At 57.6% G+C, this 23,066-nt stretch carries 22 protein-coding genes and 1 riboswitch; of the genes, 11 read left to right on the top strand and 11 right to left on the bottom strand.

Annotated features, from left to right (window positions below):
• The first annotated feature begins 3 nt into the window (after positions 1-3).
• Positions 4-750, top strand: coding sequence for a hydrogen peroxide-dependent heme synthase (gene hemQ / locus FTE24_RS15205; protein ID WP_141447071.1), 747 nt, complete (start codon positions 4-6; stop codon positions 748-750).
• Between the two features lie 249 nt (positions 751-999).
• Here the strand turns inward: hemQ and FTE24_RS15200 are convergent, their stop codons facing one another.
• Positions 1,000-2,190: an NAD(P)/FAD-dependent oxidoreductase gene (locus FTE24_RS15200; protein WP_141447073.1), complete on the bottom strand. Its 1,191-nt coding sequence runs from the start codon at positions 2,188-2,190 to the stop codon at positions 1,000-1,002.
• A gap of 465 nt (positions 2,191-2,655) precedes the next feature.
• Here FTE24_RS15200 and FTE24_RS15195 point away from each other — a divergent pair, with 465 nt between their 5' ends.
• From FTE24_RS15195 to FTE24_RS15165, 7 genes are all read left to right on the top strand, one after another.
• A complete protein-coding gene (locus FTE24_RS15195) occupies positions 2,656-3,657 on the top strand; it encodes an NAD(P)/FAD-dependent oxidoreductase (RefSeq protein ID WP_141447075.1) in 1,002 nt (333 codons plus the stop codon).
• A gap of 320 nt (positions 3,658-3,977) precedes the next feature.
• A complete protein-coding gene (locus FTE24_RS15190) occupies positions 3,978-4,178 on the top strand; it encodes a hypothetical protein (protein WP_141447076.1) in 201 nt (66 codons plus the stop codon).
• Between the two features lie 22 nt (positions 4,179-4,200).
• The gene (locus FTE24_RS15185) at positions 4,201-4,896 is read left to right on the top strand and encodes a TraX family protein (protein WP_150232762.1); all 696 of its coding nucleotides are present in this window, start codon (positions 4,201-4,203) and stop codon (positions 4,894-4,896) included.
• 90 nt (positions 4,897-4,986) lie between these two features.
• Positions 4,987-5,307, top strand: a complete 321-nt coding sequence (locus tag FTE24_RS15180) for a hypothetical protein (RefSeq protein WP_150232760.1) — start codon at positions 4,987-4,989, stop codon at positions 5,305-5,307.
• A gap of 267 nt (positions 5,308-5,574) precedes the next feature.
• Positions 5,575-6,615 carry an ABC transporter substrate-binding protein gene (locus FTE24_RS15175; RefSeq protein WP_150232758.1) on the top strand — a complete coding sequence of 347 codons (1,041 nt, stop codon included), beginning with the start codon at positions 5,575-5,577 and terminating at the stop codon, positions 6,613-6,615.
• Positions 6,616-6,755: 140 nt separating this feature from the next.
• Complete coding sequence (locus tag FTE24_RS15170) at positions 6,756-7,676, top strand: ABC transporter permease (protein WP_141447083.1); 921 nt, start codon at positions 6,756-6,758, stop codon at positions 7,674-7,676.
• Entirely contained in the window at positions 7,676-8,470 is a 795-nt protein-coding gene (locus FTE24_RS15165; RefSeq protein ID WP_141447084.1) for an ABC transporter ATP-binding protein, read from the top strand. Before FTE24_RS15170 ends, FTE24_RS15165 begins: the two co-directional genes overlap by 1 nt.
• 323 nt (positions 8,471-8,793) lie before the next feature.
• Here the strand turns inward: FTE24_RS15165 and hprK are convergent, their stop codons facing one another.
• Together hprK and FTE24_RS15155 are read right to left on the bottom strand one after the other, a co-directional pair.
• Positions 8,794-9,708 (bottom strand): HPr(Ser) kinase/phosphatase, encoded by a 915-nt coding sequence (gene hprK / locus FTE24_RS15160; protein ID WP_150232756.1) that lies wholly within the window; start codon positions 9,706-9,708, stop codon positions 8,794-8,796.
• Positions 9,709-9,878: 170 nt separating this feature from the next.
• Complete coding sequence (locus FTE24_RS15155; RefSeq protein ID WP_141447089.1) at positions 9,879-10,241, bottom strand: HesB/IscA family protein; 363 nt, start codon at positions 10,239-10,241, stop codon at positions 9,879-9,881.
• Positions 10,242-10,649: 408 nt separating this feature from the next.
• Between FTE24_RS15155 and mqnE the strand changes: the two genes are divergently transcribed.
• The gene (gene mqnE / locus FTE24_RS15150; RefSeq protein ID WP_150232754.1) at positions 10,650-11,756 is read left to right on the top strand and encodes an aminofutalosine synthase MqnE; all 1,107 of its coding nucleotides are present in this window, start codon (positions 10,650-10,652) and stop codon (positions 11,754-11,756) included.
• Between the two features lie 49 nt (positions 11,757-11,805).
• On the top strand, positions 11,806-12,870 hold the full coding sequence (locus FTE24_RS15145; RefSeq protein WP_141447093.1) for an NAD(P)/FAD-dependent oxidoreductase: 1,065 nt from the start codon (positions 11,806-11,808) through the stop codon (positions 12,868-12,870).
• 448 nt (positions 12,871-13,318) lie between these two features.
• Here FTE24_RS15145 and FTE24_RS15140 read toward each other — a convergent pair whose 3' ends face one another.
• The 4 genes from FTE24_RS15140 to FTE24_RS15125 form a co-directional block, all read right to left on the bottom strand.
• Complete coding sequence (locus FTE24_RS15140) at positions 13,319-14,167, bottom strand: PRD domain-containing protein (protein ID WP_141447094.1); 849 nt, start codon at positions 14,165-14,167, stop codon at positions 13,319-13,321.
• Positions 14,168-14,220: 53 nt separating this feature from the next.
• Positions 14,221-15,684: a glycoside hydrolase family 1 protein gene (locus tag FTE24_RS15135; protein ID WP_150232752.1), complete on the bottom strand. Its 1,464-nt coding sequence runs from the start codon at positions 15,682-15,684 to the stop codon at positions 14,221-14,223.
• 25 nt (positions 15,685-15,709) lie between these two features.
• Positions 15,710-17,647, bottom strand: a complete 1,938-nt coding sequence (locus tag FTE24_RS15130; protein ID WP_150232750.1) for a beta-glucoside-specific PTS transporter subunit IIABC — start codon at positions 17,645-17,647, stop codon at positions 15,710-15,712.
• A gap of 263 nt (positions 17,648-17,910) precedes the next feature.
• Positions 17,911-18,168, bottom strand: coding sequence for a YuzB family protein (locus FTE24_RS15125; protein WP_150232748.1), 258 nt, complete (start codon positions 18,166-18,168; stop codon positions 17,911-17,913).
• Between the two features lie 205 nt (positions 18,169-18,373).
• Between FTE24_RS15125 and FTE24_RS15120 the strand changes: the two genes are divergently transcribed.
• Entirely contained in the window at positions 18,374-18,619 is a 246-nt protein-coding gene (locus FTE24_RS15120; RefSeq protein ID WP_141447102.1) for a NifU family protein, read from the top strand.
• A gap of 215 nt (positions 18,620-18,834) precedes the next feature.
• Here the strand turns inward: FTE24_RS15120 and FTE24_RS15115 are convergent, their stop codons facing one another.
• The 4 genes from FTE24_RS15115 to FTE24_RS15100 all read right to left on the bottom strand — a co-directional run bounded on the left by FTE24_RS15115 (position 18,835) and on the right by FTE24_RS15100 (position 22,965).
• Positions 18,835-19,689: a MetQ/NlpA family ABC transporter substrate-binding protein gene (locus FTE24_RS15115; protein WP_150232746.1), complete on the bottom strand. Its 855-nt coding sequence runs from the start codon at positions 19,687-19,689 to the stop codon at positions 18,835-18,837.
• Positions 19,690-19,723: 34 nt separating this feature from the next.
• Positions 19,724-20,395 (bottom strand): methionine ABC transporter permease, encoded by a 672-nt coding sequence (locus FTE24_RS15110; protein WP_141447107.1) that lies wholly within the window; start codon positions 20,393-20,395, stop codon positions 19,724-19,726.
• Positions 20,392-21,408, bottom strand: a complete 1,017-nt coding sequence (locus FTE24_RS15105; RefSeq protein ID WP_415663206.1) for a methionine ABC transporter ATP-binding protein — start codon at positions 21,406-21,408, stop codon at positions 20,392-20,394. The genes FTE24_RS15110 and FTE24_RS15105 overlap by 4 nt, the downstream gene beginning before the upstream one ends.
• 217 nt (positions 21,409-21,625) lie before the next feature.
• Positions 21,626-21,768, bottom strand: a riboswitch (SAM riboswitch).
• A 291-nt stretch (positions 21,769-22,059) separates the two neighbouring features.
• Complete coding sequence (locus FTE24_RS15100) at positions 22,060-22,965, bottom strand: COX15/CtaA family protein (RefSeq protein ID WP_150232744.1); 906 nt, start codon at positions 22,963-22,965, stop codon at positions 22,060-22,062.
• Positions 22,966-23,066: the final 101 nt, after the last annotated feature.

The following is a 23,066-nucleotide window of genomic DNA, read 5'->3' as shown; positions in this document are numbered from 1 at the left end:
TTCATGAATGAAGCTACGCTGACGCTTGAGGGTTGGTACTGTCTGCACGATTTCCGTTCTATCGACTGGACGCTGTGGAAAGCGGCGGACCACGAAGAACGCGCCGGGGCGATCGAAGACCTCGAAGAATTCATGAAGGAATTCCAGGTGACCGCCCAGGACGGGGCAGGCAGCACGGCCGTCTACTCGATCGTCGGACAAAAAGCCGATTTCGTGTTCATGTACCTGCGCGAAACGCTGGAAGACCTGAACAAGCTGGAAACGGCGTTCAACAAGACCGATTTTGCCAAATTCACGGTCAAGGAATATTCGTACGTCAGCGTCGTCGAGCTCAGCAACTACCTGGGCAAAGAAGGCGAAGATCCGATGCAAAATCCGCAAATCATCGCGCGCCTGAAGCCGGAACTGCCGAAATCGGCACATATCTGCTTCTACCCGATGAACAAAAAGCGCGAGTTGGCCGATAACTGGTACATGCTGTCGATGGACGACCGCAAAGCGATGATGCGCAGCCACGGCCTGATCGGACGCAGCTACGCCGGCAAAGTGAAGCAGATCATCAGCGGCTCCGTCGGCTTCGACGATTGGGAATGGGGCGTCACGCTGTTCTCGGACGACGCGCTGCAGTTCAAGAAGCTGATCTACGAAATGCGTTTCGACGAAGTGAGCGCGCGCTACGGGGAATTCGGCGCGTTCTACGTCGGCAATTTGCTCGATTGGGAAAAAGCGGTCGAGATGTTGAAAGTGTAACTTTCGGCGGACAAAGCAGGGCCAGGGAAGCGTTTTGGAGTGGGCGGCGGCAACGCCGGCGACTCCGGGGCGCTTTTTTGGTGGGCGCGGCCACAAGGCCCGGTCCGGTAACGAAAACCCGCCGTCCACGCAAAAAAAGACCGTCCCCGCACCCGTTTGCACGGGCGGAGACGGCCTTTTCGAAGGCCGGGAGATACGTCGTCGGAAACGTTGACGTTTCTCCTACGCTTTTTTTCGTTCAGGGCCGGCTTACAGGAAGCGTCCTTTTTTGAGGACGAGACCCATGCCGCCGATCACGAACAGGTAGCGGGCATCGACCACTTTTTTCAGTTGGGCTGCCGGCCAGCCTTTGATTTTCTTGCCGGCTACGACGGCAACGGCTTCGCCTTTGCCGAGCGACGCGACGGTACCTTTGTTGCTGAATACGAATTTCTCGGTCTGCTGGCCGCGGATCGTCGCGATCAGGTTCTTCGCGAGACGCTCGCCCTGCTGCATCGCGATTTGGGCGGTCGGCGGGTAAGGACGGCCTTCCGGTCCGATCATGAGGGAACCGTCGCCGATGACGTACACGTTGTCGTGGCCCGGAGCTCTGAGGTACTCGTCGACTTTGACGCGTCCGCGCATTGCTTCAAGACCTGCGTCTTCGATCAGGTGGTTGCCGCGGATACCGCCGGTCCACACGACCGTTTTGGCTTCGATGCGTTCGCCTTCACCGACGGTTACGCCGTTTTCGTCGCAGCCTTTGACCGGCACGCCGATACGGAACGTTACGCCTTTTTTGGTCAGCGTGTCCATCGCGTACGTGACCAGCTCCGGATCGAAGCCCGGCAGAGCCGAAGGAGCGGCTTCCACGTTGTACAGGCCGACTTTGGAAGGGTCAACGCCGTGCTGCTTGGCAAGTTCCGGCAGACGGTTGGCCAGTTCGCCGACGAATTCGATACCCGTGAAGCCGGCGCCGCCGACTACGAAGTTCAGGCGAGTCTCGTCGCCGTCTTTTTTGAATTCCTTGAACTGCGTCTCGATATGGTCGCGGATCGCGCGCACGGAGTTGATGCTGCGGATCGAGAACGCGTGCTCTTTCATGCCCGGGATGCCGAATGTTTCCGGATCGCCGCCAAGAGCGATGATCAGGTGATCGTAGGACAGAACGCCGTCTTCCAATACGACTTGACGCTCGTCCAGCTTGATCGCCGTAACGTTCGATTTGACCAGGTCGATTTTGAATTCGTCCACAAGGTTCGAGATCTTCTCGTACGTCTTCTCGTCCGGCTGCGTACCGGCTGCCGGCATGTGCAGTTCCGTCGTGAAGTAGTGGTAGTCGTGACGGTTAACCAGAGTAACGTCGGCTTCGTTGTTTTTGAGCTTTTTTTGCAGGTTTTGAGCGGCGAGAATGCCGGCGTACCCTGCGCCCAGGATTACGATTTTGGGAATGCTGTTCATTGTTTTCCTTACCCCTTTTCGATTCATAGTCATTTATGGGATAACCTTGTTATAAAGGTTGGAGCCTCATGTGAAAAGTTACACAAAAACGGAGAGAACTCGCCCTATTTTCGATTTATCCCGTCCGCATCGATACTGCGACTTTTATCACATACATTGTACGCTTTTCAAGGCAATATTACAAAACAAAATTTGAAAATCGGACGCAAAACGGACAAAAAGTGTTCATAATGGTCAGGGAACAGGATCGACAACGGGAGACGGACGCGCTGCTCCGGCCCGGACTTCGGCCAAACATGCCACGGATCGATGCGGCGTCGGCCGCGCGAATGCCCAAACAGCGAAAAAAGCCGGGAATTCGCTTTGCAATCCGGTGAAAAACGAGTTTATAATGAGTGAGATTGCAAAAAACCATTTCATTTCGATAGATTCATAACGATTCATACCTTCGGAGGTGCTTATCCAGTGACAGAGATCCATAACGGCGACAATATAGCCGATATTTTAATTATCGGCGGCGGTCCCGCCGGTTTGTTCGCCGCTTTTTACGGGGGAATGCGTCAGGCGTCCGTGAAGCTGATCGAGAGCATGCCTCAGCTTGGCGGGCAGTTGGCCGCGCTCTATCCCGAAAAATACATTTACGACGTAGCCGGTTTCCCGAAAGTGACCGCACAGGAATTGGTTAACCAGCTTGTCACGCAGATGAATCATTTCGATCAGGAAATTTGCCTGGAAGAAAAAGTGGTGTCCGTCGACAAGGAAGACGAGCAGCGCTTCAAGGTCACGACCGACAAAGGCGTCCACTACGCCAAGTCCGTCATCATCACCGCGGGCGTCGGCGCTTTCGAACCGCGCCGCCTGGCGCTGGAAGGCGCGGAGCGTTATGAAGGCCGCAACCTGCACTATTTCGTCAGCGACCTGAGCCGGTTTGCGGGCCGCAAAGTGCTGCTGAGCGGCGGCGGCGATTCCGCGGTCGATTGGGCGCTCATGCTGGAGCCGATCGCCGAGCAGGTGACGCTGATCCACCGCCGCGACAAGTTCCGCGCGCACGAACACAGCGTCGAGAACCTGATGGCGTCCAAAGTCAACATCGTGACGCCGACCGAGATCACGGAGCTGATCGGCGAAGAGCGCATCGAGCGCGTCGTCCTCTCGAACGTCAAGACGCAGGAGACGCAGGAAATCGAAGTCGACGACGTGATCGTGAACTTCGGCTTCGTCTCCTCGCTCGGTCCGATCTCCGAATGGGGCATCGAGATCCAGAGCCATTCGATCGTGGTCGATACGCGCATGGAGACGAGCATCCCGGGCATCTTCGCCGCGGGCGACGTGACGACGTATCCGGGCAAGCTGAAGCTGATCGCGGTCGGATTCGGCGAAGCGCCGACCGCCGTGAACAACGCCAAAGTGTACTTCGATCCGGACGCCAAGCTCTCCCCGGGCCACAGCAGCAACATGAAGCGGTAATTATCCACAAAATCGACATATTCCTGCCCGTTATGCCTCAAAGCGCCGCGGCGCCTGGCATGACGGGCTTTTTGTCGGCTTTTCGCCGCTTTTTCGGTCCTCTTTTCCCGTGTGCGTCTTGTGTATAATAAGGGTAAAAGACGCTTAACCGACGCCTTGGACGGCTGCGGATGTGAAGATCCCGCTGCGCGCAGTGGCGCGATTGCTTCCGGATGCGCTTCGCATGGTATGATGGGAACGAACGTGACAAATCTCATTTCCCGGCTTCCAAGGTTGAAGTAAGGCTTACCCGTTTTTATCATTTACGAGGAGGAACCTCCGTGGAGAATTTCGCGAGCGGTCTATACTGGGTCATCTCGATTGCCGAAGTGATCATTCTGTTGATGATTGCCGTATTTATGGTCATGCTCGGCATCAAGTTTTGGAAAGAAAAACGCTTCGGTCCCGTTATCGCTTTTGCCGTGTTTCTGATCGTCTGCCTGACGCTGACTTGGTGGAGCGTGCAGGACAAATTCCTGTAGCGGACGAAAGGAGCCTTAAGCGATGCAGTTGATTGCCATGATCACGATGCTGATCGACCATCTGGGAGCGGTCTTTTTCCCGGACGAGCGCTGGATGCGTATCGTCGGACGAATCGCTTTTCCGATCTATTGTTATCTGCTGGTCGTCGGCTACCGGCGCACGCGCAGCCCGAACCGGTACGTACTGCGGCTGCTCGGGCTCGCGCTGCTGTCGCAGCTCCCTTACATGCTGACGTTTCTCACGAGCGGCGTGAACGTGATCGGCACGCTGCTGATCGCGCTGCTGATCGTGATGGCGATCGATCGTTTCAAAGGCCAGGCCGGTCTGCAGTGGGCCGTCGGGCTGCTGCTCGTCGCGCTCACGTTCTGGCCGATGGAGGCGCTGCAGTTCGATTACGGAACGTACGGCGTGCTGCTGGTGCTGATCTACCGGTATATGCCGAATCCGTGGGGGATGCTGGGCGGCCATCTGGCGCTGAACGTGCTGTACGTGTTTTTGTTCCAGGGCGTCATCCAGTTCTTCAGCGTCGCGACGACGCTGTTTCTGGCGGGCCTCCACTCGGCGGCGCCGGAAGCGAAGACCGAGATCCGGCTGCCGCGCTGGCTGTGGCGGGCTTTCTATCCGGGCCATCTGGCGGTCATCGCCATCGTGCAGTGGCAGCTGTCCGGGGCCGCGCCGGGCGATTACTTGAATTGGATCATGATGGGAGTGCGGTGAACCGGATCACGCGTGTTTCGAAAGTGCGCCGAATGGGTATTATACGGTGTTCTTACTTTTAAACACATAAGGAATCTGGGGGAGTATCATATGGTGCTCGCACGCACATTCAAAGGAATCAGCGGTTTGTTCGAGCTTGTCCTCGGCCTCCCGCTTCTCGGCGGCATGGTCGTCATGGGAAGCGGTTGGGGAATCTCCGCGGTCATGTTCGCCCTGCACGCCGTTACCCTTGCGATGTCGCTGCAGCACCGGCAGTCGTTCTACGGATCGGCTGCGGGAATCGTGACCTGCCTGCTCTTTTCGGTGCCGGTCGTGGGCATGTTCGGCCATTGGGTCGCGGCGGTCCTGCTGCTCGTCAGCATGGTCGACCGGCACGGAGCCGGCATGGCCGGCGGATATCGCCGTCCGTAACCGGTCGCGTTCCCAAAAAACGATTCGTTTTCGAAATCATCGCCGATTTCGGGAACGGGTCGTTTTTTTATTTTAACAAAGAAACGATTTCGGATTGACTGACGGCAAATGCGCAACGTAAGATAGGAGAAAACATTCGCCGACCGTTTTCGCGCACCCGTCCGCTTTGACACGTTCTCGCACGAAAGCAACAATGCGGGCTCGCGGTCTTTCATTAAAAGAAGGCGTCCGGTTCCGACAACAGTTCCAGAGAGGGGTTCACGCTTTATGTTGAAAAAGAAATGGCTTCCGCTTGCTTTGACCCTGTCCCTCGTCGCCCTTGCCGGCTGCAGCCAAACCGCCGACCCGGCGGCCGGTTCCGCGGGAGACGGCACGGCCGCCGCGCCCGACGCCAAAACGTACAAAATCGCGATTTCGCAAATCGTGGAACACCCTTCGCTCGACGCGACGCGGGAAGGCTTCATCGCCGCCCTCAAGGAAGAAGGCATCGTCGAAGGAGAGAACCTGACGCTCGATTACAACAACGCGCAGGGCGATTCGACCAACAATCTGTCGATCGCGCAGAAGCTGGCCGGCGTCAAAAACGACCTGGTGCTGGCGATCGCCACGCCTTCGGCCCAGGCCGTCGCCGCGCAGGTCAAAGAAACGCCGGTGCTGTTCGCGGCCGTGACCGATCCGGTCAGCGCCAAAATCGTCGCCAGCATGGACAAGCCGGGCGCCAACGTCACGGGAGCTTCGGATACGAATCCGGAAGCGATCAAGCAGCTGGCGGACTTTATCGCCGCCGAGATGCCGGACGTCAAAAGCGTGGGCCTCGTGCTCAACGAAGGCGAACCGAACGCCGTCGTCATGGCGGAACGCGCGGAGCAGGAATTCGGCGCGCACGGCATCAAGCTGGTCAAAGCGGCCGTCACGAACACGTCCGAAGTGCAGCAGGCGGCGCAATCGCTCGTCGGCCAGGTGGATGCGCTGTACATCACGCTCGACAACACCGTCGTCAGCGCCGTCGACACGATCATCAAGATCGCGAACGACAACAAGCTGCCGTTCTTCTCCAGCGACCGCGACACGGTAGAGAAAGGCGCGTTCGCGACCGTCGGCTTCAAGTATTACGACCACGGCTACCAGGTAGGCGAAATGGCCGCCGACATTCTCAAGAACGGCAAGAAGCCGGCCGACCTTCCGGTCGCCATGCAGGAGAAGCTTGATCTGATTCTCAACTTGAAAGCCGCCGAAGCGCAGGGCATCACGGTGACGGACGGCATGAAGGGCAAAGTTCAGGACCCGGATAACAACATCATTCAATAACCGGACGGCGCCTGGAAAAGAGCCGGAGATCCGGCCGAATCGAAACGGGATGAGCTTTCGCTTCATCCCGTTTTGCTTGGCGCGGCGCCGCGTTCGCTCCAACCGCTTGTCCCTACCCTTTTGCCTAGGAGGCGTCATCCATGTTCGAAAACTTCGTCGGCTCGATGCCCGGCGCCATCTATCTGGGACTGCTCTACGCCCTGATGGCGCTCGGCGTATACATCACGTTCCGCATTCTCGACTTCCCCGATCTGACGGTGGACGGCAGCTTCACGACGGGAGCCGCCACCGCCGCCGTCATGATCTCGCACGGCATCTCGCCGTGGATCGCTTCGCTGACGGCGATTCTGGCCGGTATGGCCGCAGGTGCCTGCACCGGCCTGCTGCATACCAAAGGCAAGATCAACGGATTGCTGTCCGGCATCCTGATGATGATCGCCCTGTATTCGATCAACCTGCGCATTCTCGGCAGCCCGAACGTGTCGATCATGGGCGAGGAGACGGTGCTCGGCACCTTTTCCCCGTTTCCGTTCATGATCGCGCTCGTGCTGATCTTCAAGCTCGCGCTCGACGCGTTCCTCAAGACGGACATCGGCCTGTCGCTGCGCGCGACCGGCGACAACAAGCGCATGATCCGCAGCTTCGGCGCCAATACCGATAACACGACCATTCTCGGCATCAGCCTCTCGAACGGTCTGGTCGCATTGTCCGGCGCGCTGATCGCGCAGCAGTCTTCGTTCGCGGACGCCACGTCGGGCATCGGCATGATCGTTATCGGCCTCGCTTCGGTCATTATCGGCGAAGCGCTGTTCGGCGCCAAGACCGTCTTCCGCGCGACGCTTGCCGTCGTGCTCGGCTCGGTCGTGTACCGGATCGTCATCTCGCTGGCGCTGCAAATCAAAGGCTTCGAGACGTCCGACCTCAAGCTCATTACGGCGATTATCGTCATTATCGCGCTCGTCTTCCCGACGGTGCGCAGCTCGATCAAGCAGCGCGGCGCCGCCAAGCGGCGCTCCGCCGAACTGCTCAAATCGTTCGAGACCGCGGGAGGTGACCGCTGATGCTGCACGTATCGAACGTCTCCAAACTGTTCAATTCCGGTACCATCGACGAGAAAATCGCGCTGATCGGCATCGAGCTGAACCTGAAGCCGGGCGACTTCGTCACCGTCATCGGCAGCAACGGCGCGGGCAAATCGACGCTGATGAACATGATCTCCGGCGTCATGAAGCCCGATACCGGCGAGATCCGGATCGGCGACCGCTCCGTGACCGCCCTGCCCGAACACCGGCGCAGCCGCTGGATCGGCCGCGTCTTCCAGGACCCGATGGCCGGCACGGCCCCGCGCATGACCATCGAAGAGAATCTGGCGATGGCTTACCTGCGCGGCAAGCGCCGCGGCTTCTCGCTTGGCGTCAGCAGCGCCCGGCGCAAAATCTTCAAGGCCGAACTGAGCCGCCTCGGCATCGGGCTGGAGAACCGGCTGAGCGCCAAGGTCGGCCTGCTGTCCGGCGGCGAGCGCCAGGCGCTGAGCCTGCTCATGGCGACGTTCACGCGTCCGCAGATTCTGCTGCTCGACGAACATACCGCCGCGCTCGATCCTTCGCGCGCGGAACTGATCACTTCGCTGACCGACGAGATCGTCCGCGACATGAACCTGACCACCCTGATGGTCACGCACAATATGGAGCAGGCGATCCGGCTCGGCAACCGCCTCGTGATGATGGACAAAGGCCGCATCATCCTCGATATCGGCGAAGCCGACAAGCAGCATCTGACCGTCGAGCGCCTGATGAGCGAATTCGAACGGATCAGCGGCAAGAAAATGGCCGACGACCGGACTTTGCTCGGTTAATCCTGACTGGCAGTGCCTGTTGACCGGCTGCTTCCCGCGGCCTTTTCTTCCTTCCAAGCCCTAAACCCAAAAAGCTGCCCAATTCGCAATGCGAAGGGCAGCCTTTTTGTATACTCTCTTGATCTTATCTCTTGATCTTATCTCTTGATCTTATCTTTTATCTTTTATCTTTTATCACTGGAGCGACTTTTGCAGCAGGCGAGCCGATTTCCGATTTGAGCGACTTTCGGCTTTCCTCCCCTTCCGCTGAATCTTTTATCCAATCAGAGGGGAGGAAAACGAGTCCGAGCGAAAAGCGGAAATCGGCGAGCCCGTGCAAACAGTCACTCCGCGCCTTCTTCCAGCCGGCCCATAAACTCTTCCGCCGCGCTGTACCCGAGCTGCTTCAAGTACCAGTTGTTCGCCGCCGCTTCGATCAGCCCCGACGTATCGCGGCCGGGCTGCAGCTGAATCTCGATATGCGGAATTTGGACACCGAGATATTCGGTGAACTGATCCGCCACTTCCAGATCGTTGTTCAGCGCTTTGTCTTCCCACGGCGTCAGTTCGATATCGAGCACGATACGCGTCTCGTCCTGGAACGCGGTGCGTCCGTACTGGCGTACGACGTTGATCAGCCCGATGCTGCGCAGCGCCAGAAACTCCCGCGTAATCGTATTGTGCGTGCCGAGCAGCGTGGACGGGCCGAGCTTTTTGAGCACGACTACGTCGTCCGCCACGAAGCGGTGGCCGCGGCCGATCAGCGTGTGCGCCGTCTCGCTCTTGCCGATGCCCGAACGCCCGCGCAGCAGGACGCCGATCCCCGAGACGTTGATGCATACGCCGTGGATCGACATCTCCGGCGCCAGCGCCTTCAGCAGGTAGCCGTCGAGCTTGGTGAGGAACTCGGTCGTCTTCTCGGGCGTCCGCAGCAGCGGGATGCCTTCCTGATCGCAGAACATTTCCAGAAACGGGATCTCCTGCTGGCCCGTCGTCACGATAAAGCACGGCGGATGGTATTTGACGATATTGCCGATATGCAGTTTGCGTTCTTCGACGCTCTGCTGGAGCAGGTACGTGATTTCTTTGCGGCCCAGTACCTGCACCCGATTCATCGGAAAATACTCGAAATAGCCCACGAATTCCAGGCCGGGGCGGTGGGCTTTGGGACGGGTAATCTCGCGGTCGAGCCGGTCGGCTCCGGACAGCACTTCGAGCTTGAGCGCTTGGACGACATTTTCTACGGTAACGGATTTCATGGCTTATTCCTCCTGTACAGAATCGATCGCGGAAGACGCCCGCCTGCCCGGCACTCTCCGCGATCCGATAAAAGGTCCGGCGCTGCCGCCGTACCAAAAAAAGCTCCCAACCCGGAAATGGCATCCAAGCTGAAAGCTTCGTGCAAACATTCATGCCGTAGGTCCGCCGCTTAGTCGCAGGGCTGGGCCAGCGTCTCGTCTTCTTCCCGCGTACGGAACGAAGAACCGCAGCCGCAGGTCGCGACCGCATTCGGGTTGAAGATGGTGAAGCCCCCGCTCATGCCGGACTCTTCAAAATCCACCTGCAGGCCGTTGAGGTATTTCAGGTCCTCTTTGGATACGACCAATTTGATATCCTGTATATTCATGTAGACGTCGTCCGCATCGGACTCCTCGTTGTCAAAGCCCATTGCGTACGAAAAACCGCTGCAGCCTCCGCTGGCTACGCCCAAACGAAGAAACATGCCCGGCGTCTCCTGCTGCTCCAACATCCCTTTGATGCGCGAAGCGGCCGATTCCGTGATTTCGATCATGGTTTTTCCTCCTTTACGCTGATCTCCCTACATTATACGCCTCCGGGCCGCGCGACTCAAGCATTTCGGGCGGGCCTTGCGCGGCTTGATCAAGAGGCCCGTGCCGCCTGCCCAGGACCGATAGGCGTAAAACGTCCCGTATTGCCCCGTTTCCCGAGTAGGTTTATAATGGGTACAGAATGACTCTTTAAATTTTCGGAATTTCGACACGAAGATGTAAAGAATGCTTGTCGGCCTACCGATGTAACTTTTTTCACACTTTCAGAAACGGCTTGTCCGTTTCAGCAAGATAGCGGCCGCCGCGTGCGGCTATGTTTTTGTTGTCTGTCCAGTATTCCGGTCCTATTCGGTCCGGCCCGTTCCGGTGCGGTAGCGCCGCCTCGGGATCAACGAGGAGGTTCTTACAAAATGTCTACGATCATCAATCCCACCATGGATAAGCGCATGGCCGAAATCGCCGAGAAGGTTCACAACGGGCAGCGTTTGAGCTTGGAAGACGGCGTTTATTTATATCAGAGCGAAGATATTTTGACGATCGGCCAGTTGGCCAACGAAGTCAACCTGCGCAAGAACGGCAAAAAGGTCTATTTTATCGAAAATATGAGCCTGTACTTCACCAACGTCTGCGAAGCGCACTGCGCGTTCTGCAACTTCCGCAAAGACGAGGGCGAAGAAGGTTCGTACACGCTGAGCGGCAACGAAATGGTCCGCTACGTCGAAGAGAACATTACGCCGGGCGTGCGCGAGTTCCATATCGTCGGCGGCCATAACAACAACGTGCCGTTCCAATACTACGTCGATTCCCTGGCCGCGCTGAACGAGCGTTTCCCGGAAGTGACGATCAAAGCTTATACGGCGGCGGAGATCGACTTCTTCACCCGCATCAGCGGTCTGTCGATCGAAGAAGTGCTGCGCGCGCTCCAGGGCGCGGGCCTCAAATCGCTGACCGGCGGCGGCGCGGAGATTCTCTCCGACGAATACCGCCAGAAAATGCGCGTCGACAAAGCGAACGTGGACCGGTATCTCGAAGTGCACCGCACCGCCCACAAAATCGGCATGCGCACGCACACGACGATGCTGTACGGTTCGATCGAGAGCCACGAAGACCGCATCAACCACATGATCCAGATCCGCGAGCTTCAGGACGAGACGAACGGATTCATGGTGTTCATTCCGCTGTCCATGCAGCCCAAGAGCCGCAATGCCAGCATTATGCGCCGCAACTCGGCCTACGAAGATCTCAAGACGATCGCGATCAGCCGTTTGATGCTCGACAACATCGATCATATCAAAGCGTACTTTATCAATATCGGCACGCAGCTGACGCAGATGGCGCTGACGTTCGGAGCTTCGGACGCGCACGGCACCATCGTCAAGGAACGGATCAGCCACGCCGCGGGTGCACTGACTCCGGAAGGCTTGACGCGCAAGGAACTGATCTGGTTGATCAAGGGAGCGGGCCGCATCCCGGTAGAACGCGATACGTTCTACAACGAAGTCGAAGTGTACGAGTAGAGGCTTCGCGCCGGCAGCTCGACCAATCCACACACTAAGGAGATCTGATATGAAAAATCTCGTTATTCTCGGCGGGGGCTACGGCGGCCTGACCATTCTCGATACCCTTTCGGAAAATCTTCCTTCGGACGTGAACGTGACGCTGATCGATCGGCTTCCTTTTATGGGACTCAAAACGGAATATTACGCGCTGGCGGCGGGAACCGTGTCCGACCACAAGCTGCGGATCGCGTTCCCGAACCATCCCCGGATCACGAAGCATTTCGGTACGGTGGAGCAGATCGATCTGGAAAATAAAAAAGTGCTGCTGCAAAACGACGAGCCGGTTCCTTACGACCAGCTGGTCGTCGCGCTCGGCTGCACCGACAATTACCACGGCGTCCCTGGCGCGGACGAATTCACGTACAGCATCCAGTCGCTGCACGCTTCGCGCCGCACGAACGACAAGCTCAGCAGCCTGAAGCCTTCCGCCCACGTGCATATCGTCGGCGGCGGCCTCAGCGGCATCGAACTGGCGGCCGAACTGCGCGAGAGCCGGCACGATCTGCGGATCACGCTGCTCGACCGCGGCGAGCGCCTGCTCTCGTCGTATCAGCCGCGCATCTCGCGCTACGTGCAGGACTGGTTCAAGAAACACGACGTCGAAGTGTGCCACAAAGTCTCGATCAGCCGCGTGGAGCAGGACGCGCTCTACAACGGCGACGAACTGATGCACACCGATGCCGTCGTCTGGACGGCCGGCATCCAGCCGGTCGACGTCGTGCAGAACATGAACGTCACCAAAGACCGTTCGGGCCGCGTCGTGATCAACGAATATTCGCAGATCGAGACGTACCCGGAAGTGTTCGTCTGCGGCGACTGCGCCAGCCTGGAGTTCGCTCCGAGCGCCCAGGCGGCCGAAGCGCAGGGCGAGCAGATCGCCCATGTGCTGCTCGCCTTCTGGAAAAACGAGAAGCCGAAGCTCAAGCCGATGAAGCTCAAAGGCATGCTCGGTTCCCTCGGCCAGAAAGCCGGCTTCGGCCTGAACGTGATCGGCGATACGTCGATTACCGGCCGCGTACCGCGCATGCTCAAGAGCGGCGTCCTGTGGATGTCGAAGCATAATCTGGGGTAGAAGATCCGGCTTTGGGGAGCCGACGGGAAGATTCAGTTCGCGCGGAACGTCCTATGCGGACGCGGGAAACCCAATTCGCGCCGCCCGGCCCATAAGGCTCCGGGGAACCTTCATTCCGATCGCTCGTTGCTGTCAGGAAATTGGATTGGGTTTTATAATGGAGATTTCCCGACAGCAAAGGCGAACACTTGGTTTCTACATGAAGTTCCCCTGCGCCAAGCATCCTTTCCCAACCTCAAAACAACTTCCCCAGCCCAAAAAAGCCGTACTCGATAACCGAGTACGGCTTCTTTTTTGTTGCCCGGCTAACAGCCTTGGGCTTATACAAAGGCGAAACGAAATCCCGCAAATCGGACGCCAAGTGCCGCCTTGATCCGTTAAAATTCTCCGCTTCCGATCCGTTTGAGAGCCGGCCCCGCCCTGCACGAACCGCACTTTTTTCCGGCGGCTACTCCAGCTCGTTGTACGACATCAGGCGATGGATATGCACCGCCAGATAGGTCAGTTCGTCGTTCGTAATGACTTTTCCGTGTACCTGCTCCACGTAGGCTTTGATCTTGAACGCCCCGTCCATCGCCTGCGGGTAGAGCGTGGCGATCTGCTCGAACAGCAGATCGTCTTTGGCTTGCAGCATCCGGTCCGAATAGAAGCGTTCGACGAAAAATTTCACGTGCGTAATGAACCGCGTGTAATGGATATTTTCCGTATCCAGATCGATATGCAGCGAATACCGGACGAGATTGACGATGCTGCCGATCAGCTTGGCGTATTTCATCCCGTCTTTTGACTCGGACTTGCCGCCCTGCGCATTGATGAGGTGGAACGCGATATTCGCGGCTTCTTCTTTGGGCAGTTCAAGCTCCAGCCGTTCGTTCATGAGATGCAGCGCGAACAGGCCGATCTCGAACTCTTCCGGGTAGTAATTTTTGATCTCCCAAAACACTTTGTTCGTCAGGTTGATGTCCTTCTTGTACCGTTCGACGGCGAAGCTCAAATGGTCCATCAGCATAAAATACGTGCCGGGATTCAGCTTCGTCTGCAGCTTGCGTTCGGCATAGGCCATAATCTCCCGCGTCAATTCGACGTAGACGGGTTCGATCGCGTCCAGCATGCCGAGATATTCTTTGACTTTGACGTCTTCGACCGGAACGAACGTCTGGTCGACCTGGTTCTCGTCGATTAGACTGCCCGTTTTTTGCCCGTAGCCGATGCCTTTGCCGAAAACGATATATTCTTTGCCTTGATCGTCTTCGACGAGCACGACGCTGGAGTTCAGCACTTTTTTGATTTTGATCATCTCATCTGGGTCCCCTTCCTGCCGGAAAGACCGGAGCAGCCGACCGGCTGCAGTTACAGTTCTTCCCCGTTGGTCTCGATCACTTTTTTGTACCAGTGGAACGAGTCTTTGCGGCTGCGCGCAAGCGTGCCGTTGCCGAGATCGTCCTGATCGACGTAGATGAAGCCGTAGCGCTTGGACATCTGCGACGTGGAAGCGCTGATCAGGTCGATCGGCGCCCAGCTCGTATAGCCGAACAGGTCGACGCCGGCTTCCACCGCTTCTTTCATCTGCCGGAAATGGTCGCGGAAATACTGGATACGGTACTCGTCGTGGATCGAACCGTCTTCCGCCACTTCGTCGACCGCGCCCATACCGTTTTCCACGATGATCAGCGGCTTTTTGTAGCGGTCGTACAGTTCGATCAGCGAGATTTTCAGACCGACCGGATCGATCTGCCAGCCCCAGTCGGTCGACGGCAGATACGGATTTTTGACGCCCATGATCGTATTGCCCGCTGTGCGTTCCTTGCCGGCTTCCGCCGATTCGGTCAGCGACATGTAATAGCTGAACGACACGAAGTCGACGGTATGCGCTTTGAGCACTTCGCGGTCGCCCGGTTCCATCCGGATGTGCACGCCTTTGCTTGCCAGAATGCGCTCGGTCAGAATCGGATATTCGCCGAACACCTGCACGTCGGAATAGAAATAATTGTTCAGGTTGCGCTGAAGCGTGATCTCCACGTCGTTCGGGTTGCATGTGTTCGGATACGTTGTCAGCTTGGTCAGCATACAGCCCATCAGGCTGCCGGGAATGATCTCGTGGCAGTCTTTGGTCACCATTGCCGAAGCAACGAGCTGATGGTGCAGCGCCTGATACACGACCTGGTCTTCCTGCCCTTCCGGGCAGCGGTCGGGGATAATGCCCGCCGTCGTGAACGGATGGCGGTTGATACTGTCCACTTCGTTGAAGGTGAGCCAATATTTGACGAGGTTTTTGTACCGCGTGAAGCAGACCCGGCTGAATTCCACGAAATAGTCGACGACTTTGCGTTCGTACCAACCGTTATATTTGAGGCTGAGCGCAAGCGGCATTTCGTAATGGGACAAAGTCACGATCGGTTCGATATGCAGACGCTTCATTTCGGTAAACAGATTCTCGTAAAATTGCAGCCCTTTTTCGTTCGGTGCGCTTTCTTCGCCGGTCGGGAAAATGCGGCTCCACGCAATCGAGACGCGCAGCGTTTTAAAGCCCATTTCGGCGAACAACGCCAGATCTTCCTTGTACCGGTGATAAAAATCGATGCCGCGGCGTTTCGGGTAATCCCGGTCGCTTGGATCGGCCATCGCTTCTTCGATCATCTTCGTGGAGATGCCGACGTGTCCGGCATAGTCTTCCACGCTCAAATGCGGCTTGTAGCTGGCCACGTCGGCGACCGAAGGTCCTTTGCCGTCCACGTTCCATGCGCCTTCCGCCTGATTGGCGGCGATAGCGCCGCCCCACATAAAGTTTTTCGGAAATCCTTTGTGCGTTGTCATGATTGGTTGCCTCCCAAAAGTAAGTTTAGTCGGTCAACGCGGTCACGGTCATCAGCGTATCGTGACGACCGACTTTTTTCAAGTTGGCCACGTCGACCCGGTAACGGTCTTTGCTTGTGACGATGGCGAGTACGACCGGGTCGTAGCCTTCCGCCGCAATTTGTGCGTAATCGAATTTCATGAGCAGGTCGCCGGCTTTGACCGTATCTCCGGCCTGCACCTGCGGATCGAAATGTTTGCCTTTGAGCCGGACCGTATCGATGCCGACATGGAACAGCAGCTCCGCGCCGTTATTGGTGCTCATGGCAATAGCGTGCTTTTTGCCGAACACCATTTCGATTCTGCCGTCGACCGGGGCGTACAATTCCCCGACGGAAGGAACGATCGCCAGACCTTCCCCCATCGCTTTGGTCGAAAAGACTTCGTCGTTCACGTCGGACAGCGGAATTTGCTCGCCGATCGCCGGACTTTTGAACCTCTCGGCGGCCTGCAGGCTGCCCGCGAATTGACGCTGCTCCTCGGCCGCGCGGCTTGGAGCCGGTTCGGCCGGTACGGCTTCGGCGGCTTCGGCGGCTTCGGCGGCTTCGGCCGGGCTGTCCTTGAACAGCAGCAGCGCGGCGGCGAACGACGCGGCGAGCGCGATCAGCAGACCGATAATGGCGTTCACGATATTGCCCGGCAGGTCTTCGACGATAAACATCGACAAGCTGGCGAGTCCCGGTCCGACGAGCACCAGCGCCTGCAGCGCGACGATGCCGACGTAAGCGCCGCCCACGAGCGAGCCGGCCATGACGCTCCACAGCACTTTTTTGTGCTGCAGGGTGACGCCGTACAGCGCCGGTTCCGTAATGCCGAACAGTGCGGAGACGCCGGCCGAGATCGCCGTTGCGCGCAGGCGTCTGTCTTTGGTGCGGATCGCGACCGCGAAGCAGGCGCCGCTCTCCGCCGAGTTATGCGCCAGCGAAGCCGGCAGATACAGGAGTTCCTTGCCGGCCGATCCCATCGTGGCAATCGCGTACGGCAGCAGTGCTTTGTGCATGCCGACCGAGACGACGAACGGCAGCACGGCGGCCAGCAGCGCGACGGCGACCCAGCCTACCGTATCGAACAGCGTCAGGATGATCGAAGTGAAGCCTTCGCCCAGCGTATAGCCGAGCGGCCCGAGCAGCAGAAGCGAGATCGGCACGGTAATGACGAGCGCCATCATCGGAACGAAGAAGACGCGGATGACCTTCGGCGAGATGCGGGTAAACAGCTTCTCCATCTGCGCGTACAGCAGCACGGTCAGAATGGCCGGGAACACCTGGTACGGGTACGCGATATTGCGCACCGTCAGGCCGAACAGCTGCGAGCCTTCCGCCAGCATCGCGCCCATACTCGGCAGCAGCAGCGCGCCGACCGCGGACAGCGCGACAAGCGGACTGACCTTCAGCTTGTTCGCCGTCGTCACCGCGACGAGCAGCGGCAGGAAGTACAGCGGCGCATCGCCGATCTGGAACAGGATTTTGTACGTCTGCCCGTCCGAATCGATCCAGCCCGCGACGCTCAGCAGCAGCAGCAGCGACTTGAGCACGCCGCCGCCGGCAATCGCCGGCACGAGCGGGCCGAACACGCCGGTCAGGAAATCGAGAAATACGGCGCCCCATTTTCTTTTCTCCGCCGGCTTGTCGCCGCCGCCTGCCGCGGAACCGCCGTCTTCGGACGAAGCACCGGCATGGCCCGGACCGAGCAGGTCCACGACTTTTTCGTACACTTCCAGCACTTCGTTGCCGATGACGACCTGGCATTGGCTCGCCATTTTGACCGCGATCACGCCTGCGACGCTTTCGAGCTGCGGGACATCGGCTTTGTTGTCGTCGATCAGCGTAAAGCGCAGGCGCGTCGAGCAGTGCTCGAAATGAGACACGTTTTCTTTGCCGCCCACATGCTTCAGCACGTCGGCGGCGGTGCGTTTGTAGTCCATATCTATGCTCCTTTTTCAGGCGGTATGAAAGGTTTCAGCCATTTTTCAACTAAAAAAGGACCTAAAACGCACGAATCCGGAGATTCATTCGTTTTAGGTCCTGCCTGCATAACCAGTCACATGCCTAATGGTTTATTGAATTGCTGTCAGTGTATCGCATATCGGTGAAAGCGTCAACATCACGGACGGTTTTTTGTCGAAAAATTTCGAATGTTCGAATTCAAGCGGAATTCGACCCCTATCTCTCCCGTTGAACCCTAGTCCTAGTCCAGATCCAGAGCCGCCCAAGGATCTTCTTCGTTCATCTTCGCTTCGATCGCTTTCTCCAGCGCCTCCACGTTCTCCGCTTCGACGACATCGCTGTTCACCATCGCATACGGGCCGAAATCGCATTGCCCGCAGTTGCCGAGACAGCCGTATTCGATCACATCGTATTCGGGATTGGCTTCAAGCTTGTCGAACAGCTCCTGCGTGCCGTGGTGCATATTGCTGGCACAGAACTCGATAATCGGTCTGATCATCATTTTCTCACCTATTCTCATTTATTCTCAGCCGCATGACGGCAAACTTGGAATGCTTCTTTAATTTTCGATCCATTTATATTATAATACAAGAGAGACTTTTGCAAAGTTTGATTTATTGTTTCATTCTTTTGCAAAATGATTCTCCGAAGTGACTACGCGGTTACAACTGTACGCTTCAAACATTTGAGAGGAGCTGACCATAATGAGTGAAAGTACACAACTCGACATGTATGATGAAGTTCTGGACGTGCTGGACAAACTGCGTCCTTTCCTGCAGCGCGATGGCGGAGACGTTGAATTGGTTGACGTTGAAGACGGCATCGTGAAGCTGAAGCTCGTCGGCGCTTGCGGCAGCTGCCCAAGTTCCACGATTACGCTGAAAGCCGGTATCGAACGCGCCCTGTTCGAAGAAGTCGAAGGCGTAAACGAAGTTATCCAGGTCTTCTAAGACGGACCCCGGTTCGTATCCAGGATTTCGCTCAGGCGAACATGGAACGAGAGCGTCGAATCTTCGGATTCGGCGCTTTTTGTTTGCCTTTTTGACGGGTTTGCCCTGTTGAAGAAAATGCCGAATCTCACCAAAAAAAGTCCCGTTCTCCATCAGGAGTCCGGGACTTTTGGCGTGAATCGGCAGATCGGGATCGGCGGTTCGGATGTTCGCGCTTAGAAAGCGGGAATGATCTCGCCTTTGTATTCTTCTTGAATGAACGCTTTGGTATCTTCCGAGTTCAGAGCCGCAATCAATTTCTTGATAGCGTCGGAATCTTTGTTGTCTTGACGGGTAACGAGCAGGTTCGCGTAAGGCACGTCGCTGTCTTCTTTGAACAGGGCGTCTTCGCCCGGGGACAGGTCGGCTTCAAGCGCGTAGTTGGCGTTGATCATGCCCAGGTCGACTTCGTCGAGCTGACGCGGAATCGCCGCGGCTTCGATCGGCAGGAACTTCAGGTTCTTGGTGTTCTCTGTCACGTCGCGCTCGGTCGCCGTGATGTCCGCGCCGTCTTTGAGCTTGATCAATCCTTGTTTTTGCAGCAGCAGCAGCGCGCGTGCCGTATTGGTCGGATCGTTCGGGATGGCTACGGTCGCGCCGTCGGCCAACTCGTCGATCGATTTGATCTTTTTGGAATAGCCGGCGAACGGTTCGATGTGTACGGAAGCGACGCTGACCAGGTCCGTGCCGTTTTTCTCGTTCTGCACGTCGAGGTAAGATTGCGTCTGGAAGAAGTTCGCGTCGAGCGATTTTTCGGCCAGCTGCGTGTTCGGCAGGATGTAATCCGAGAATTGAACGATTTCCAGGTTCACGCCTTCTTTTTCCAGCGCGGGCTTGATGTGTTCCAGAATGACGGCGTGAGGGACCGGAGAAGCGCCGACTTTGAGCGTGACCGCTTCGGTCGAAGCCGCGTCGCCGGAACCGGCAGCGTCATTGCCTGTCGAAGCCGTGGTACCGCTGTTGCTGTTGCCGCATGCGGCCAGCAGAGCGACGAGCGCAAGCGTGAGTACTGCGAGAATCCATTTTTTCATTGTGTTTCTCCCCTTTTGTTCGCTTTTTTATGTTTTATTTCCGGGTAAAATGAAGGACCAGACGATCGCCGATCATCTGAATGATCTGCACCATCAGCACGATGAGCACGAGCGATACGAGCATGACGGCCGTCTCGTAGCGGTAATAGCCGTAGTTGACCGCAAGCGTGCCGAGGCCGCCGCCTCCGACCAGGCCCGACATGGCGGTGTACGAGATCAGGGCGATAACCGTGACGGTGAAGCCCGCGATCAGGCCCGGCAGCGATTCGCGCAAGATGACTTTGTACACGACCTGCCACGTGGAAGCGCCCATCGACTGGGCCGCTTCGATTACGCCGCGGTCCACTTCGCGCAGCGCGGTCTCGACGAGCCGCGCGAAGAACGGAGCGGCTCCGATGACGAGCGGCGGAATCATGCCCCGCACGCCGATCGAAGTGTTGACGATTTCCTTCGTGATCGGAATCAACGCGATGATCAAGATGATGAACGGAACCGAGCGCAGGATGTTGACGATTACCGACAGGATGCTGTACAGCACCCGCAGCACGTACGACGACGACCGCGCCCACAGGAACAGCACGATGCCGAGCGGAAGGCCGAGAAGCAGCGTGAACAGGCTGGAGTAGCCGAGCATCTGGAGCGTTTCGACTGTGGCTTTGCCGAACTCTTCCCAGTTGACTTGCGAAAAATCGAGTTTGCCGTTCATTGCAGTTCCTCCACTTCAAGCCTTTGTTCGGTCAGGCGCCGCAGCGTGTTGTCGATCGACGCGGCGTCGCCTTCGAAACGGACGACCAGCTGCCCGTACGGCGTTTCCTTGATCCGCGAAATCGTGCCCTGCAGGATCGCGAAGTCGACGCCCGTCTCCTTCACCGTCTGCGACAGCGTCGATTGATACGTCAACTCGCCGATAAACGTCACTTTGACCGTCCGCGAAGACGGCACGTGCACGGCCCGAATCGCTTCTTCGAACATCTCTCCGCCTTCGGATTCGCGCTTGATGAACTCCTGCGTGATCGTCTCTCTCGGCTTGAGGAACACGTCGATGACCGGCCCCTGCTCCACGATGATGCCGCCGTTGATGACGGCGACCTTGTCGCAGATGCTCTGGATGACGTGCATTTCGTGCGTGATGAGCACGATGGTCAAGCCCAGCTTGCGGTTGATGTCGAGCAGCAGACGCAGGATGGAATCCGTCGTCTGGGGATCGAGCGCCGACGTCGCTTCGTCGCACAGCAGCACCCGCGGGTTGGGCGCCAGCGCCCGGGCGATGCCGACCCGCTGCTTCTGTCCGCCGGACAGCTGCGCCGGATATTTGCTCGCGTGTTCGGTCAGCCCGACCAGTTCGAGCATCTCGTTCACCCGGCGGTTGATCTCCGTACGCGATTTGCCTTCAAGCTTGAGCGGAAAAGCGACGTTCTCGTAGACGGTCGCCGAAGACAGCAGGTTGAAATGCTGGAAAATCATGCCGAGCTTGCGGCGTTCGCGCTGGAGCTGCCTCTTGCCAAGCCGGGTAATGTCCGTGTCGCCGATCCAGACCGAACCGCTCGTCGGCTGCTCCAGACGGTTGATACATCGGATCAGCGTGCTCTTGCCGGCTCCGGAATGGCCGATGATGCCGAAGATTTCGCCCTGGGCGATCTCCAGATTGATGCCGTTCAATGCCGTCATCGTCTTGCCTCTCGTGGTGTAGGTCTTAACCAAATTTTTGATGGTGATCACTCGGCTGGTCCTCCTAGCTGTCTAAAATCGCTTGTCTGTCGATTTGCCCACTTTAGGTTACGCGCTGTCGCCTTAAAGCCGGCGGGTATTCGCGTCGGATACCCGTTCTCTACGCCGGCCGCGCTTGCGGATCTAACCCGTGTATACCCCGGCTCGATAAATCAAAAAGCCCTTTTTGATAGACAAAAAGGGCTCGCATCGTATGCGGAAAGTCACCTTCTCATCTCCCAGAACCGTGGCTTGCGTTCTGTAGGAATTAGCACCATGACACCCTGCGCCGCGCGTCTCGTTCGGACGTTCGCCTGCAGGATCGGTTGCCGGGCTTCATCGGGCCTGTCCCTCCGCCTCTCTCGATAAGAAAAATCTGAGATATCTAATTGGAAAGCTGGGGATTACGGAAGTTCAAAAGAACCGAACCGAAATCCTTCACTCAGTATATTCAGTTTGGCACGTTTTGTAAAGGTCTCGCATGAAAATTTTCATCGCTTTCGGTCCGCCGGTTTGTCTTGCCGCCGCGGACAGATCCGGCATACAAAAAAGAAGCCTCCGCGGAGACTTCTTGGCCGTTCGCGCCTTCGCGCAAATTAGCATGCATCTTGCGCCGGCTGCCCCGCCGGGCGGTTCATCCGCTGCGCGGGGACTGCCGGGCACTCAGGCTTGCGCCGTTTTCTTGACGCGCACCGACGCTTCTTCGCCGGCCGGAATCCGGCTCAATTCCCAGGTCCGGATGCTCATGAAGCACAGGAACGCGAACAGGAAGTCCGTAATAAGCGTATGCAGCATCGGAGCGAACATGTAATATTCGCTGCCGAGGGCAACGAGGTTGAGAATGCCGCTGAGCGGCAGCGCGATCATCAGCACGATGACGATGACGCCGAGCTTGCGGATGTCCGGAATATGCGAGTAATTGCGAACCGCCATATGCCCGACGATCAGTACGAAAATGAGCAGCAGCGCGGACGCGATATGCAGCACGATCGACATTTTCGCCAGTTGGGTATGGCTGACGAGCGCACCCGTATAGACGACCGCATACGTGAACGCTGCCGAGAACACGGTCAAATTGCGAGTGCGCTTGCTGACCCGCTGCGCGGCGGGCGGCTCCTGGTAGCGCTCAAGGCTGCCTGCCCGGCGCACCGACAGCGCAAGCACGAGCGCGCTCGCGAACGCGATCAGCGCGAATCCGAAATGCAGCGCCATGATCGGCGGCGACTGCGAGAAGACGACGGCCAGCGCGCCCATGACGGCCTGCACGATGACGAAAAACGCCATGATCGCGGCATAGATTTGAAAATCGCGCCGTTTGCGCGCCCAGATCAGAAACGCCACAAGCGTGGCCAGCGCCAGCAGACCCGCGATACCGGCCGTCAACCGGTGCGTGTACTCGATCAGCGAACCGATCGTGGTGCCCGGCACGAACTTGCCGTGGCAGAGCGGGAATTGGCGTCCGCATTCCAGGCCGGACCCCGTTCTCGTCACGACCACGCCGTTGAACGAGACGAGCAGCATGATCATGCACGATGCGTAGCTCAGCCATTTCAACACTTTATATTGCAAAAGTCTCACCGCCGATTCGAAAAGTAGTGGAGGGCATTCCCGCGCCGCGAACCCCGCAGCCGCCGAAATGCCTTTTCCTTTTATTATACCGGAAATGTATC

Origin of the sequence: Saccharibacillus sp. WB 17, from assembly GCF_008634075.2 — a bacterium.
In the GTDB taxonomy this organism is placed as follows: Bacteria; Bacillota; Bacilli; order Paenibacillales; family Paenibacillaceae; genus Saccharibacillus; species Saccharibacillus brassicae.
This window is presented reverse-complemented; position numbering and strand designations above follow the sequence as displayed.

Excerpts from the sequence above, each read along its gene's own strand:
- hemQ (WP_141447071.1), top strand. The coding sequence starts at position 4 with ATGAATGAAGCTACGCTGACGCTTGAGGGTTGGTACTGTCTGCACGAT.
- FTE24_RS15180 (WP_150232760.1), top strand. The coding sequence starts at position 4,987 with ATGGTGCTCGCACGCACATTCAAAGGAATCAGCGGTTTGTTCGAGCTT.
- FTE24_RS15120 (WP_141447102.1), top strand. The coding sequence starts at position 18,374 with ATGAGTGAAAGTACACAACTCGACATGTATGATGAAGTTCTGGACGTG.
- FTE24_RS15125 (WP_150232748.1), bottom strand. The coding sequence starts at position 18,168 with ATGATCAGACCGATTATCGAGTTCTGTGCCAGCAATATGCACCACGGC.
- FTE24_RS15140 (WP_141447094.1), bottom strand. The coding sequence starts at position 14,167 with ATGATCAAAATCAAAAAAGTGCTGAACTCCAGCGTCGTGCTCGTCGAA.
- FTE24_RS15110 (WP_141447107.1), bottom strand. The coding sequence starts at position 20,395 with ATGAACGGCAAACTCGATTTTTCGCAAGTCAACTGGGAAGAGTTCGGC.
- FTE24_RS15165 (WP_141447084.1), top strand. The coding sequence starts at position 7,676 with ATGCTGCACGTATCGAACGTCTCCAAACTGTTCAATTCCGGTACCATC.
- FTE24_RS15170 (WP_141447083.1), top strand. The coding sequence starts at position 6,756 with ATGTTCGAAAACTTCGTCGGCTCGATGCCCGGCGCCATCTATCTGGGA.
- FTE24_RS15175 (WP_150232758.1), top strand. The coding sequence starts at position 5,575 with ATGTTGAAAAAGAAATGGCTTCCGCTTGCTTTGACCCTGTCCCTCGTC.
- FTE24_RS15135 (WP_150232752.1), bottom strand. The coding sequence starts at position 15,684 with ATGACAACGCACAAAGGATTTCCGAAAAACTTTATGTGGGGCGGCGCT.
- FTE24_RS15130 (WP_150232750.1), bottom strand. The coding sequence starts at position 17,647 with ATGGACTACAAACGCACCGCCGCCGACGTGCTGAAGCATGTGGGCGGC.
- FTE24_RS15200 (WP_141447073.1), bottom strand. The coding sequence starts at position 2,190 with ATGAACAGCATTCCCAAAATCGTAATCCTGGGCGCAGGGTACGCCGGC.
- FTE24_RS15155 (WP_141447089.1), bottom strand. The coding sequence starts at position 10,241 with ATGATCGAAATCACGGAATCGGCCGCTTCGCGCATCAAAGGGATGTTG.
- FTE24_RS15185 (WP_150232762.1), top strand. The coding sequence starts at position 4,201 with ATGCAGTTGATTGCCATGATCACGATGCTGATCGACCATCTGGGAGCG.
- hprK (WP_150232756.1), bottom strand. The coding sequence starts at position 9,708 with ATGAAATCCGTTACCGTAGAAAATGTCGTCCAAGCGCTCAAGCTCGAA.
- FTE24_RS15145 (WP_141447093.1), top strand. The coding sequence starts at position 11,806 with ATGAAAAATCTCGTTATTCTCGGCGGGGGCTACGGCGGCCTGACCATT.
- mqnE (WP_150232754.1), top strand. The coding sequence starts at position 10,650 with ATGTCTACGATCATCAATCCCACCATGGATAAGCGCATGGCCGAAATC.
- FTE24_RS15115 (WP_150232746.1), bottom strand. The coding sequence starts at position 19,689 with ATGAAAAAATGGATTCTCGCAGTACTCACGCTTGCGCTCGTCGCTCTG.